Source organism: Bacillus gaemokensis (assembly GCF_001590835.1).
In the GTDB taxonomy this organism is placed as follows: Bacteria; Bacillota; Bacilli; order Bacillales; family Bacillaceae_G; genus Bacillus_A; species Bacillus_A gaemokensis.
In genome coordinates, this window is record NZ_LTAQ01000034.1 from 76,059 (window position 1) to 89,539 (window position 13,481).

At 34.3% G+C, this 13,481-nt stretch carries 11 protein-coding genes and 1 pseudogene; 2 read left to right on the forward strand and 10 right to left on the reverse strand.

The window, feature by feature from the left end; all coding sequences use genetic code 11:
- Nucleotides 1–8 precede the first annotated feature (8 nt).
- On the forward strand, nucleotides 9–1,838 hold the full coding sequence (locus tag AZF08_RS19715; protein ID WP_033673718.1) for a S8 family peptidase: 1,830 nt from the start codon (nucleotides 9–11) through the stop codon (nucleotides 1,836–1,838).
- Between the two features lie 328 nt (nucleotides 1,839–2,166).
- Here AZF08_RS19715 and AZF08_RS19720 read toward each other — a convergent pair.
- The 5 genes and pseudogenes from AZF08_RS19720 to AZF08_RS19740 form a co-directional block, all read right to left on the reverse strand.
- Nucleotides 2,167–2,835, reverse strand: a pseudogene (locus AZF08_RS19720) (DUF2278 family protein); the annotation flags it as partial.
- Nucleotides 2,836–3,458: 623 nt separating this feature from the next.
- Nucleotides 3,459–3,797, reverse strand: coding sequence for a single-stranded DNA-binding protein (locus tag AZF08_RS19725; protein WP_033673717.1), 339 nt, complete (start codon nucleotides 3,795–3,797; stop codon nucleotides 3,459–3,461).
- 158 nt (nucleotides 3,798–3,955) lie between these two features.
- Nucleotides 3,956–4,687 (reverse strand): Bax inhibitor-1/YccA family protein, encoded by a 732-nt coding sequence (locus AZF08_RS19730; protein WP_033673716.1) that lies wholly within the window; start codon nucleotides 4,685–4,687, stop codon nucleotides 3,956–3,958.
- Between the two features lie 75 nt (nucleotides 4,688–4,762).
- Nucleotides 4,763–6,655, reverse strand: coding sequence for an ABC-F family ATP-binding cassette domain-containing protein (locus tag AZF08_RS19735; RefSeq protein ID WP_033673715.1), 1,893 nt, complete (start codon nucleotides 6,653–6,655; stop codon nucleotides 4,763–4,765).
- Nucleotides 6,652–7,299 carry an HD domain-containing protein gene (locus tag AZF08_RS19740; protein ID WP_033673714.1) on the reverse strand — a complete coding sequence of 216 codons (648 nt, stop codon included), beginning with the start codon at nucleotides 7,297–7,299 and terminating at the stop codon, nucleotides 6,652–6,654. The genes AZF08_RS19735 and AZF08_RS19740 overlap by 4 nt, the downstream gene beginning before the upstream one ends.
- 108 nt (nucleotides 7,300–7,407) lie before the next feature.
- Between AZF08_RS19740 and AZF08_RS19745 the strand changes: the two genes are divergently transcribed.
- Nucleotides 7,408–8,298, forward strand: coding sequence for a hypothetical protein (locus tag AZF08_RS19745; RefSeq protein WP_033673713.1), 891 nt, complete (start codon nucleotides 7,408–7,410; stop codon nucleotides 8,296–8,298).
- 335 nt (nucleotides 8,299–8,633) lie between these two features.
- Here the strand turns inward: AZF08_RS19745 and AZF08_RS19750 are convergent, their stop codons facing one another.
- The 5 genes from AZF08_RS19750 to AZF08_RS19770 form a co-directional block, all read right to left on the reverse strand.
- Nucleotides 8,634–10,385 (reverse strand): patatin-like phospholipase family protein, encoded by a 1,752-nt coding sequence (locus AZF08_RS19750; RefSeq protein WP_051725670.1) that lies wholly within the window; start codon nucleotides 10,383–10,385, stop codon nucleotides 8,634–8,636.
- A gap of 1,093 nt (nucleotides 10,386–11,478) precedes the next feature.
- Nucleotides 11,479–11,703, reverse strand: coding sequence for a hemolysin XhlA family protein (locus tag AZF08_RS19755; RefSeq protein WP_033673787.1), 225 nt, complete (start codon nucleotides 11,701–11,703; stop codon nucleotides 11,479–11,481).
- Between the two features lie 211 nt (nucleotides 11,704–11,914).
- The gene (locus tag AZF08_RS19760; RefSeq protein ID WP_033673712.1) at nucleotides 11,915–12,124 is read right to left on the reverse strand and encodes a hypothetical protein; all 210 of its coding nucleotides are present in this window, start codon (nucleotides 12,122–12,124) and stop codon (nucleotides 11,915–11,917) included.
- 355 nt (nucleotides 12,125–12,479) lie between these two features.
- Nucleotides 12,480–12,632 (reverse strand): exosporium protein ExsG, encoded by a 153-nt coding sequence (gene exsG, locus AZF08_RS19765; RefSeq protein ID WP_033673711.1) that lies wholly within the window; start codon nucleotides 12,630–12,632, stop codon nucleotides 12,480–12,482.
- Nucleotides 12,633–13,182: 550 nt separating this feature from the next.
- Nucleotides 13,183–13,398, reverse strand: coding sequence for a hypothetical protein (locus tag AZF08_RS19770; RefSeq protein WP_033673710.1), 216 nt, complete (start codon nucleotides 13,396–13,398; stop codon nucleotides 13,183–13,185).
- Between the last annotated feature and the right edge of the window lie 83 nt (nucleotides 13,399–13,481).

The window sequence follows — 13,481 nt, forward strand, 5'->3', positions numbered from 1 at the left end:
GAAAAAACATGCGCTTAAAGAAGACAACAGAACAGATCCCAACGAATATTGATCCACGCCTACAAAGAATTATTAAACAAAACCAACAAGAAATAGACACTCATGCAGCTGATACAGCTACTGAAAGGGAAATACCAGTTATCGCAAAGGTAAAAGATATTAATGCTTGGAACGCAATTCCTGGCGTCCTTCAAACTAACGATATCTCGATGGCACCAGATAAATCTGGTCGGATCGTGACAGCTAAAGTATCCGTGGCTGAATTAGAAAATATACGCCAGTCCCCCCATGTACTAAGTTTGAAAGCTGCAAAACCGGTTAGACCCTTATTAAACAAAACAATAGAAGAAACAAAGGCTAAAAATGATCTTCTTCCACCAAGTGCAGCAAAGGATCATAGTGGTAAAGGAGTTGTGGTAGGTATCGTGGATTTCGGTTGTGATTTTGCTCACAAAAACTTCCAAAATCAAGATAAATCGACACGACTACTCGCAATCTGGGATCAAAATGCTGAGAAAGCCATGGGAAGTCCAGTTGAATATGGAAAAGTCTTTACGAAAGAAGAAATTAATAATGCTTTGAATTCTTCTCAACCTTATAAAACTTTAGGTTACCCTACCGTTGCCTTTAATCCAAGTGATCCTGAGCATGGTACACATGTTATGGATATAGCAGCTGGAAATGGTCACGGAACTGGTATACCAGGTGTAGCTCCAAATGTAGATTTAGTATTTGTGCAACTTTCTGCAAATGATATCGAGTGGCAAGGAAAAAATGTTGTTAACAGTACATTTGGAGACTCTAGACAACTTCTTGACGCATTAAAATTCATTTTTGATACAGCGGGAGACCGTCCTTGTGTAATTAACCTTAGTTTAGGAACAAATGGTGGTGCACATGACGGAACATCTCTTGTGGAGCAAGGAATAGACGGTCTATTAATTGAGAAACCGAACCGTTCTATAGTTATTGCGGCTAGTAACTCGTTTAATGATGGAATTCATGCACAAGGTGTAGTATCCCAAGGGAGCTCTATCGACCTTCACTGGCAAGTTCAAAAGAGAGATTTCACCTTCAACGAATTAGAAATATGGTACAACGGTGAAGATGATTTTCTTGTTGAGATTATTACCCCTAATGGAGATAGCATCGGAGATATTAAACTTGGAGAAAACGGAGTCCTAGATGATAGCGAGGGAAACACCTTAATTTTTGTGGCTAATCGAAAAAGTGATTCTACCAACGGCGACAATGTAATTGGTATCTTCTTAGAGAGTGGATTACCTACAGGGGATTGGACCATCCGACTTCAAGGCGTTAACGTAAATAATGGTACATTCCAGGCTTGGATTGAACGGGATGATGGTGGTCAATCTAACTTTATGCCACCTCATGATAATACTCATACACTGGGTTCCATTTCTTGTGGACACAAAAGTATTGTAGTGGGTTCTTATGATGCGCATGTTCCAAATGCTCCTATTTCATTCTTTTCAAGTGCTGGTCCAACACGAGATGGTCGACAAAAGCCAGAGATTAGTGCTCCTGGCCATAAAGTAATGGCAGCTGCTTCTGGTACAATTAATAAAAATACCGAAATGTCAGGTACAAGTATGGCTGCACCAGCTGTAACTGGTATTGTTGCATTAGTTCTTGCTGAAGCAAAAGCACATGGTATTAACCTCACTATAGACCAAATTCGTGACATCTTAGTGAAAACAGCACGGAAAAATCCTCCAGAGGGGGAAGAATGGAATGAGCAATATGGTTTAGGACGAATTGATGCAAAAGAAGCAGTAAAATTAGTAACAAAGACTGTTTCTGTAACGCATTCATAATTTGAGTGCCCTATATTACAGACAATAAGTACTATAGGGGGAAAAACATTCTAAAACTTTGAATATCCTTTTCACTTATAAACCATAATTGTAAATTTGATATCATTTTAAAAGGCCATTCAACAGTAGTTACTGTTGGATGGCCTTTAGTTTTACATATCATTAAAAATTAACTTCTCTTTTTTCGCTTTTTCTCTCTTTGCTTAATTCTTTTTCCCTCTTGATTTTTCTTTTTCTTGATTTTTCTTTTTTTCTTATTATTTTTCCCTTTTTTTGGGCGGTCACTATTCTCTTTTTTTGCACACTGATTACTATGATCTATTTTTTCGCCAGTATAATTACATTCTTCCACCGATTTAATCGCATGCCCTTGTTCATCTGTACACCAAGATTGAGACTGGAAAGCAAGGAAAATCCCCACCCATTTTCCCTGCTTTTCAAAGTGTATAAGTAAAGCGCCATCCTGCCATATTCCATCATCACGTTTCCATTTGCCTAAATTCCCTTGATTCATATGAATATCATGGATCCCGTTACCTGGATGAAAATGAAAGTATTGATCTTCTTTATCTTCATTTTCCCAGATATCTCCAAACGCATATACAACAGCTTCTTCATCTATTGCTTTTTGTATATAATTACTTAATTTCTCATATAAATCATTGTCTGGTCCTGCTTCCTGATTAGGAAGTGGGATCATTTGTTTGCTATCAAATAAATTTCCCCGAATGAAATCAATACCAATATCAGGAGTATTGTTTCTAATACGAGTAAACCCATCTGGAAGTTCAGGTAATTGCGTAATTTCTTCCGAATTAAAATTTTCACTTGCAAAATATAATACTTCAGAAGGACAAGCTTGTGATGCAACATTAATGGCAATTCGATATTTTATTTCATTACTATCTTGAATAAGAACTTCTAAATGCTTTGCGTCTTTACTATGTTTAGTATCCTGAGCTTTTCCTTTTAATACACCATAGTCTTTTACAGGCATGTTTTTCCCTCCTTAATTCATTCAATATACATTAGTATACTTCCCCTCCAGCAAGTACTTATCCCTCAATTGAATACCACAATTTCTATAAAAAGTGTTTGTATAGCTGCTATTTTCTTCTTGGCATTAATTTGATAATCATTTTTTAAATCTTTATAAATAAAGCCTTAGTCTATGTACTTGCATAATGTAACAATACAGATATCGAAGCCATAATATGAAGTAAGAAGACTTCATCAAAATCCCCCTATAATTCTCTTTGTCAAGCAATTGTATACAATTACTTAGATAAAGTGAAACTTTAATCAGTGGGGGTTTTCTTCATCCCCCACTGATTATTAGTTGAACGAATCGGGCTTTTACGGGCAGTAAGACCCCTACCTAACTTCTATGCTTTCGCTGAATTTTGAGGTAGGGGTCTTACTGCCCGTTAATGCGGGATAAATCAACATACGAAAACTCAGCAAACTAAAAATTTACTTTCGTCGTTAAATGAGGAAGCTCTCCCCGAAGCATTGTTAAACTTCTTCATATGAATTCACAAGTTCAACAATAATTTTATTTTTTATTACCTAAGTATCTCCCATGTACATTCGTCTATTTTTCACACGATAGTGTTCCCTTTACTGTGAAGCCTCCTCCCTCTTCCGCTCCAAAAACGTAATCCTTTCAATCACAACTTCTGTTTTATATACCTTCTTCCCCTGTTCATTATCATAATTACTCGTATGAATTCGCCCTGTAATTCCAACAAGTGACCCCTTTTGACAATACTCTGATACATTCTCAGCAGCCCTTCTCCATACTACGCAATAAATATAGTCTGCTTGCTGTTCTCCTAAGCTATTCCGAAACCCTCTGTTTACCGCAACACATATACGTGCATAAGCAATTCCTTGCTTTGTGTAGTATAGTTCTGGATCTTTGGTCAATCTTCCGATTAATACAACTCGATTCATCATCTTTATACCACCTCACATTTTTTCTTTATTGTAGAAAAAAATAGAAGATAGGTAAAAAATGCAAAATGATATATTTCTAACAGAAAATAGCCACTTTAAATCTAAAAAAATACAAAAAGAAATCCTGCATGTTTCAAACATGCAGGATTTTCTTTCAATTAGTCATTTTTCGTAAAGTAAGAAACGAAACGAAGAATTTCTAAGTATAACCATACTAGAGTCAACATTAGACCCATTGCACCGTACCACTCCATATATTTTGGAGCTCCACTACGTGCGCCGTTTTCGATTAAATCGAAATCTAGTAATAAATTTAATGCAGCAACTACAATTACAACCGCACTAATGATGATACCAATTGTTCCACCTTGGTGAATATAAGGAACAGTAATACCAAACATGTTTAATAGGAACACGATTAAATACATAACCATAATTCCAAGCGTTGCAGCCATTACGCCTGTACGGAATTTATCCGTCACTTTTACTACGCGAGTTGCGTATAAAACTAACATTGCAAATAAAATTGAAATTGTTAGTAATACAGCATTCAATACGATAGAATTTCCAAATTTCATTGTATAAACTGCTGAAATACTTCCTAACACAACACCTTCTACTGCCGCATAAATTGGTGCGCCAATCGGTGATATACGTGGGAAGAACATAGACGCAAATGCGATGATTGCCGCAACAATTAATGAACCAATTAAAACTGGCATTTTCATTGTGCCTTGCATCATCTGTATGTATGAATAGACAGACGTCGCAAGAAGTAAGACAAGCATAATGAATGTTTTACCAACTGCTCCACCAATCGTCATCGCAGAAGCGCTCGCTCCTTCTTTACGAAATGCCTCTTTTTTCAACATTGGATTAGATGTTCTCATTTTTTCCCTCCTAAAATAGGTTCTACCAATAGTGTAAAGTTTTTCTCTTTACATTTCAATATATGCAGCTTGTTTTTATTTTAAACCTTCAACGATGTCAGATAGTTCGCTCCAACGTTCCATCGCTTTTTCTAACTCTTCTTCTGTTTGTTGCTGCGTTTCAGAAAGTTCTTGCGCCTTTGTAAAATCAGATCCGACATTTGCAAGTTCTTCTCCAATCGTTTCAAGCTTCTCCTCAAGAGCTGCAATCGTATCTTCAATCGTTTCCCATTCACGTTGTTCGTGATAGGAAAGTTTACGTTTACGCTGCTGTTTTGGAGCTTCTTCGACCTTCTTTTCTTTCTGTACTTCTGCTTTTTCTAATATTTCTTGCACCTTTTGTATATCTAGGTAATCACTATAGCTTCCTAAGAATTTACGAACTTCTCCGCCACCACTAAATATAAATAATTCATCTACGACTTTATCTAAGAAATAGCGATCATGCGATACCGTAAGAACGACACCTGGAAAATCTTCTAAATAATCTTCTAGTACTGTTAACGTTTGTGTATCCAAGTCATTCGTCGGCTCATCTAATAGAAGTACATTTGGCTCTCCCATTAAAAGACGTAATAAATACAGACGTCTTCTTTCACCACCAGATAGTTTACCAAGTGGCGTTCCATGTGAATGTGGCTGGAATAAGAAGCGCTCAAGCATTTGAGATACCCCGATGACTTTTCCATCTGTTGTATGAATTACTTCTGCAATTTCTTTAATATATTCAATCATACGTTGATTTAAATTCATCTCTTCATTTTCTTGCGTATAATAAGCAACTTTCACAGTTTGTCCGACTTCAACTTCACCGCTGTCAGGAGATAATTTGCCGGCAAGCATATTTAATAAAGATGATTTCCCGCTACCATTCGCCCCAATAATACCAATTCGATCGCCTGGTTTCACAATATGATTAAAATTATGTAATACGGTTTTTTCACCGAACCTCTTCGTTACATCCTTTAATTCAAGTACTTTTTTGCCTAAACGGCTCCCGCTGAGTGAAATATCAACAGATTGCTTCACTGCTGGACCTTCTTGTTCTTTCAATTCATCAAAACGCTGAATACGTGCTTTTTGTTTTGTAGAACGAGCTTTCGCACCGCGGCGAATCCAAGCTAGTTCACGGCGATATAGATTTTGACGCTTTGATTCTTGCGCTAATTCTTGTTCCTCACGAAGTGCCTTTGCTTCTAAAAATGTACTATAGTTTCCTTCATAGCTATACAGATTACCATTATCTAGTTCAAAAATACGATTTGTAACACGGTCTAGGAAATAACGATCATGTGTTACAAGTAAAACTGCTCCAGTATACCGTGATAAATATTCTTCTAACCATTCTACTGTCTCATGATCAAGATGGTTGGTTGGCTCATCTAAAATTAATAAATCAGGTGTTTCAATAAAGCACTGCGCCATGGCAATACGTTTCTTTTGTCCACCAGATAAGTTCTCAACAGTTGCGGTAAAATCTGTAATGCCTAACTTCGTTAAAAGCGATTTTGCATTCGCATTCGCTTCCCATGCATTCATTGCATCCATACGTTGCTGCACCGCAAATAGTTGTTCTTGTACTTTTTCGTCACTTGGATTTTTTTCTATATTTAATAATACTTGTTCATATTCACGAAGAAGTCGAATAAGTGGTGTATCACCATGGAATACTTGTTCAAGTACTGTTAAATTCCCCTTGAAATCCGGTTGCTGTGACAAATAGCTAATTGTATAGCCACGTGTATGCGTCATATCACCCGTATCAGGAATTTCTAGCCCTGCAATAATTTTTAATAGTGTTGATTTTCCTGTTCCATTTACACCAATAATCCCTGCACGCTGTCCTTCTGTAATACTAAATGATAATCCATCAAATAACGGTTTATCTCCATATGATTTCGATACGTTTTCTACTGTTAGCATTTTCATATTTGCGCATTCCACTCTTTCATAAATTGTTCTATAAACTCTTCCATATAACGGTGGCGAATTTCGGCCTCTCGTTTTGCAGTAACTGTATTCATTAATTCTTTCAGCTTTAAAAGTTTTTCATAAAAATGATTTAATGACGGATCATTATTTTTGCGATACTCTTCTTTTGTCATCTCTTCACGCGGAGGAACATTTGGATCATACATTAAACGTCCCTTTGCTCCGCCATAAGCAAACGTACGAGCAATACCAATTGCGCCAAGAGCGTCCAAACGATCGGCATCTTGAACAAGTTTCCCTTCCAATGTTTCTACTTTACCACCATGTCCACCCTTATAAGACATATTTGCAATAATCTGAAGGATATGTTCATTTTCTTCTTCAGTAACACCTAATCCTTCTAGCCAATCAGAAACTTTTTTCATACCTGCTTCTTCACTGTCATTCAGCTTTTCATCCGCTACATCATGAAGCAATGCTGCCATTTCAATTACAAAGCGATCTCCACCTTCTTGCTTTGATAAAGAAATCGCTAATTTATGTACACGCTCAATATGATACCAATCATGCCCACTGGCATCTTTTTCTAAAATACTTTTTACAAAAGTAACTGTTTCTTGAATTTGTTCTTGTTTTTTCATTTATCTTCACCCAATTTCTTATTGTAACACGCTCTCATTTTTTCATCACATATTTTCTTGTCCGCCCATACACTATGTTGTATGTACGATCATAGAGGAGGAAATAAGATGTTCTATAATAATCAACATCCTTATCCAGAACAACCATACTACTTCCAAAATCAAGAAGAGCGGTACCAAGAAGGACAAACTGAAAATCCATACCAAGAGCAAGAACCACCTTACTTAGCGCAACAATATCCAGAATCGCAATATCAACATAATCTATACGTCGCGCAACACCCTCAAGAGCCGCAATACCAACACAATCCATACGTATCTCAGCAAACTCAAGAGCCTCAACGTCAACAAAATCAACACGTATCTCAGCAAACTCAAGAACCTCAACGTCAACAAAATCAACACGTATCTCAGCAAACTCAAGAACCTCAATACCAACCAAATCAATACGTATCTCAGCAAACTCAAGAACCTCAATACCAACCAAATCAATACATCGCTCAGCAAACTCAAGAGCCTCAACGTCAACAAAATCAACACGTATCTCAGCAAACTCAAGAGCCGCAATACCAGCAAAATCCATACATCGCGCAACAATACCAATATCAACAACCACAAATGTATCAACCATACCATGATCCGCGTGTTTCACCGCCAGCGCCAACATTAGACCCAACACAGCCACAAATCTTGCCGCCAGCTCCATTTGATCCGACACAAATACAAATCTTACCGCCAGGTCCTGCTACGCAAATTCCAACTGAACCAACACAGCAGCAAATTCAACAAGTTGTTGGTACACAATTCTTACCTTTAAAGAAACCTGTATTAGACTTTGTAAAACCATGGGTAGAATACGGTATGAACGAAGCAAAGTATACATCCCATAAGCATGCCTTAACAGAAGTTGCTGCGATTATGTTTTTAGTTGGAAAAGGTTTTAACCCAACAATTGCTCATTATATTGTTGAATCTTGGGAGAAGAATGAACAGTTTTAAATTGGTCCATTTTGTAAAATATAAAAATTATAAAAGTGTCATAAACGCTTGTTATACAAGCATTTATGACACTTTTCATTTGTACTTGATTTTATTTTAACAAAGGAGCGAATATTTATATATTTTCACCCTTTTTTATATAAAATAATAAAACGCTGTACTGATCACGGTAGCGTCTAAAATAAGTAATTATAAATTTAATCAAACTCACTTATCCTATCCAAATTAAGAACCAAAGAATTGCATGTTTCGCTCCAATTGATTCTTTTCGGAATATAAAAAGAACCTGACAACAGGTTCTTCCAATACAGCATAAAAAACGGAATAATAACAATTTATTTTTTCTTTATAACTTGTTTCTTCTCAAAATATGTAAAACTTTCTAGATATAAAAATAACCGATTAAATGTAAGAAGATGAATCCAAATAAGAGCAGACCCCATTAATGAAAGGATCGCTGTTGGTATACCACTTAGTAAGAACTGTAGAATTTGATTTTGGTATGAAACACCATACCTATTTAAATATAAACTAACTAAAAAAATTAGCAATACAACTAATAACAATATACGCCCTTTTGTTACAGGCTCATTTCTCCACTGTTCAAAGCTAGCACCATAAATATGAACTAAAGTAAAACAAAAACAGATGATTGATAAAGTAATTATTATCTTTACTAACAAGCTTATCCTAAAAGTTCTAAAAAATCTCTTACCGGCAGCTTCGAGTATATCCCTATAATAGGAATCAGCAATTGAAGATGAGACCCATTTTTCCATTTTAAAAAATTGATATTTCTTCTCTTTTAAGGATTTATTACAAATTAAATTTTTTATGTTTGTTTTATCAAACTCATACCCACTCATTTTATACCCATCCAACATAAGTGAATATGCCTCAACTTCTGAAAAGGAATCTAAATCCGTCCTAATTTTAGAAATAAAATCTTGTACTTCTTCATTAACACCAAAGACTTCTGAAGATGGCTCGGTTACATGTGATATAGTTTCACCACAAAGCTTATGCTCTTTATCATAATAGGAAATCTCCTTTATTGGTAAGCCTTTTTTCAAGTGTAAGAGAGCTACATTATCTGAGTGCTCTTTTATAATTCTTGAAAGCTGTTGTTCACGTATACGATCCATAAAAATATTATTGGTACGTTTTAAAACACTAGGTATCTCTACGCCAGGTTCCTTTTCATCATTTAGTTGTCCAGATGCATCACTGATGATAAAATATGTGCATTTTAATTTATTATCCAACAATCCAATAACTCCCTGATTATCATGAGCACCGCCATCAACTAATTGTACACGTATTCCTTCATCATAAAGACCACTGATAGCAAGGGGAGCAAAAACTCCTGGCAGACATGCTGAAGCAGCAACAGCCCACCCTAGTTCAAACCCTCCATGTTTGTATACATTTTCATATGACTTGACTGGTTTAAGCCTTAGATTCTTATCAAGCGTCTTATTTAATTCTTCTACATTTGTTTCCCCCATATTCCCTACACTAAAATTCCAATTATGTCCATCATTTAGAACCGTAGCGTTCATAACTAAAATGGGCACTTTGGCTTTCCGATTTTTATTTCCCTCAATTGGATCAAAAGGACACTCTTCACCAAGTGGCTTTATTTTTAAATCCTTCATTTTTATTGGAACATTATTATGATGATCAAGTACATTGCGATATAAATATTTGTCGTAAAGTTCACCAATACAATCACTTCGAGAGTAGTTAGGTAAACTCATTTTTAAATTTTTCAATGGGTTGAGAAAAGTATATAATCGAAAATTCCTTTGAACAGCCCGAAGAAAGTCAATTTCAATTTTCTCGATGATTTCTTGATAATCTTCATCACTAATTTCATCATCTGTTTTATTTTCTAGTAATTTCTTTATATGAAGATAGTATAATGCACCAATTATAGAACCACCCGATACAGTAGATATAACTTCCACATGACGAAGTAATCCTAAATTGGCCATTTTCGCAAGAACTCCAAGATGAAAAAATGCCGCTCGAAAACCTCCACCCGAAAGAGCTAATCCTAGTTTATCTAAATTACTTACTGACATTATTATAACCTCCCTTCGATGTTTTTAAAGAATGATTCTTTAAAAACATCCTATTCCTATTCTTCCTTTTTTCATGAAGCTTATGCCCAAATAATAATATCAAATTAAGGATTTTACATTATAATATCTAATTATAAATATAATAAAACGAAATTAATATTAGAGTACTTCAAGTAAAAGGTGGGGCTTTGCTTTATAAAAAAACTACATATTGTGCAGAGATTAGGTGAACTTTATAATACGACGCTTTTTGTTTCTTTATATTAATTTTGATATCTAGTATAAAATCTCTTAATGTATTAATTTTAAAACTATAAGATAATAATAAAAATCTTCAATTCCATTCCCCTCTTTACCTAAAATTAAAACAAAATTTCAATACCCATTCTCAACTGTTCAAATATTTTATTTTTTCAATTACTTGCTTTATTTTATTTAAATCCAATGACGTATACAATTTAGCTTTATTCTCCAATTCATTCTTAAAATACTCAATAAGTTGGCCTTTATTTGTTAATCGAGGGACTTTATCCTTATTAGCTAGTAAATTACATGAAGCAATAGCTCAACATTGCAAACTTAACAATTAACTTTTAAAGAGGTATTAAACACGAAAGGATATTTTCGCAAACGTGGAGATAAGTGGTCATTTACAGTTTTCACACCACACAACCCTTGATATATAAGGACTTTGTAGTTATCTCGTAGAATCTTGGGAGAAGAATGAGCAGTTTTAAATTTGTCCATTTTGTAAAATATAAAAGTGTCATAAACGCTTGTTACACAAGCATTTGTGACACTTTTTATTTGTACTTGATCCTATAAATGGTTATATATTTTTATGTCTTTTCGCATGAAATCGGATTAAAAAATTAATCACGAAATAAGCTCTTATCTACACTAAATACGTAAATGTTTTTTATTTTTCAATATAGACAGAACGTATGATAGTGCAGGTATAAGCTTTCCCCTCCTAATTAACAGCTCGTATATTGATAGAAAGATTATCTTGATGTGACTTTTGGAGGTTCAAATGGTAATTCTACTTTACAGCAAGTTTTCCAATGTACTTGGCATAAAGATGCTATCCATATTACAACGTCCCTTTCATTAATAACCCCAAGATTCCCAAAACAATTGAACTAACAATAATTCGTAAAATCCAAGTTGTATTTAGACTTATTTTTTCTAATTGTTTATTGATTGTGGATATATCCTTTTCATTAATTGTTGTACGTGTTTCTAAGTTACGAATATCCCGCATTATTTCCTTTTGATCTACCTTCAAATTTTCTAATTTTGCTTTTAAATTATTGATTTCTTCCACACGCTCACATCCCCCGCTTTTAAAAGTAGCTAGAAATACTTTTACATTATTTTCATTTATACAAATATCTTTATATCACTCTACATATTATTATTAAATGCTATTTGGTGTGCATACATTCTTTCTAATTTTTCAATTCATTTAACTTAAAGAAAAAAGAACCCCCTACTCTAGAGATAGTGTAAAAGTAGCTACCATTAACCTATAAATTAATAATATATTCTTCATCATATTTATCGTATTGTAATCCAACACCTATATTTAATTTTGTTATTTGGTCTTTCAAAAATGGTAGCTGTTCCCTCTCTCTTGTTGCAATTTCAATTCCATATTTCTTAGTTAAGTAGGCTAACTCTACTAAAAACCATTCTCTTCGTAATTCTATCGGAATATCATACGTCCTTTTTCTCATATCTATTGTCACCTCATCGATTTTCATCATTAAAAAAGATTATTCTTATTCAAGATTATCCTTTTTAGAGATTTTGAAATCTTTCATTAACGAAAGCTAAAGTAATTAAAGTTAATGAAGTACTATAGTATATGCTCGTCCTTTTAAAGCCGTGACATCTCTGTAAATGAAACGATATCAAGGAATATTCTGTAAGCATTAAATGAGATTAAAACTAGCTGAAGTTATATATGCTCTTCACTCATTTATTTAGAAAATATTTATATCTAACTCGCATTTAAATTTACATAATATTATTATGTAATAGTAAGTAGGCAGAAGCATGCCTCACCTACCTACTATTTTCTACATTAAACTAGGAGCATCTTGGAACACCTAATGCTAGAAATAGAGCTGCTATACTTGCTGTGATTGGCACTTTTAATGTAATAACATCATCTACTTTTGTCACTAAAAAGAACGCACCATTCTCTTGTAAAATACAAGTTACTAATAATTGCAATTCCATTTATCCCCCTCCTTTCAGACGAGTTACTAGTAATCTATGAATTTATTGTAGAAAGGTAATAGGAACAATATCTATTTTTCCGTATATAATGAAAAATAGTTTTTTATTCCTATCCAAAAGAGGTATAAAAATGGAACTTTTGAATAATATTGATGCATTTTTATTCTTAATAGCTCTTATGTATCATTGCATTCTTTATTGAAGAAATTAAAAAGTAAGAACAAGAAAATGGAGAAATCATTATAGAAGATGAGAAAAGCGCTAAATAATAGCGCTCTTTTTATTTGAGGTTGTAGTAGCGTCACCACGTCTTTTGGAACTCAATATTCCAATTTAAGAATTATTAGTTACCTACTCTATGATGATCCAGGAATAATTAGGTTTACACTGTATATGCTACCAATTTTTCTGATTGCATTAGCTATCGTTAATTTCCTACCAAAATCTGATGACCACTAGTAAAGGATCGGTTTCTAAGAGGACGGGCTTATCTTTCTACGTTGTGAGTATAGCCCGCCCAGCTTCGTGTTATATCGACATTATATTACTTTTAAAGTACAATCCTTACTAGATTAAATACGGTTACGGCAAGTCCAATGACGACTAGGGTGGAACCAATTGTACTTTTTTGATTGTTCTTACGGCTTTTAATTAATACCAGACCAATAATGATTAAAATAATACTAAAAATAAAATTTGCAACCAATAATGTAGAGTTGTTCCCTCCAAAAAGGAAATCTAATGTTTTATCAATAGAACTTTCCATATGTTATACCCCCATTTTCACTTCTAATCTATATGTATCTTGATACTCCACTCTACCATTCCCACTTTGTTTTCTTAATTTAA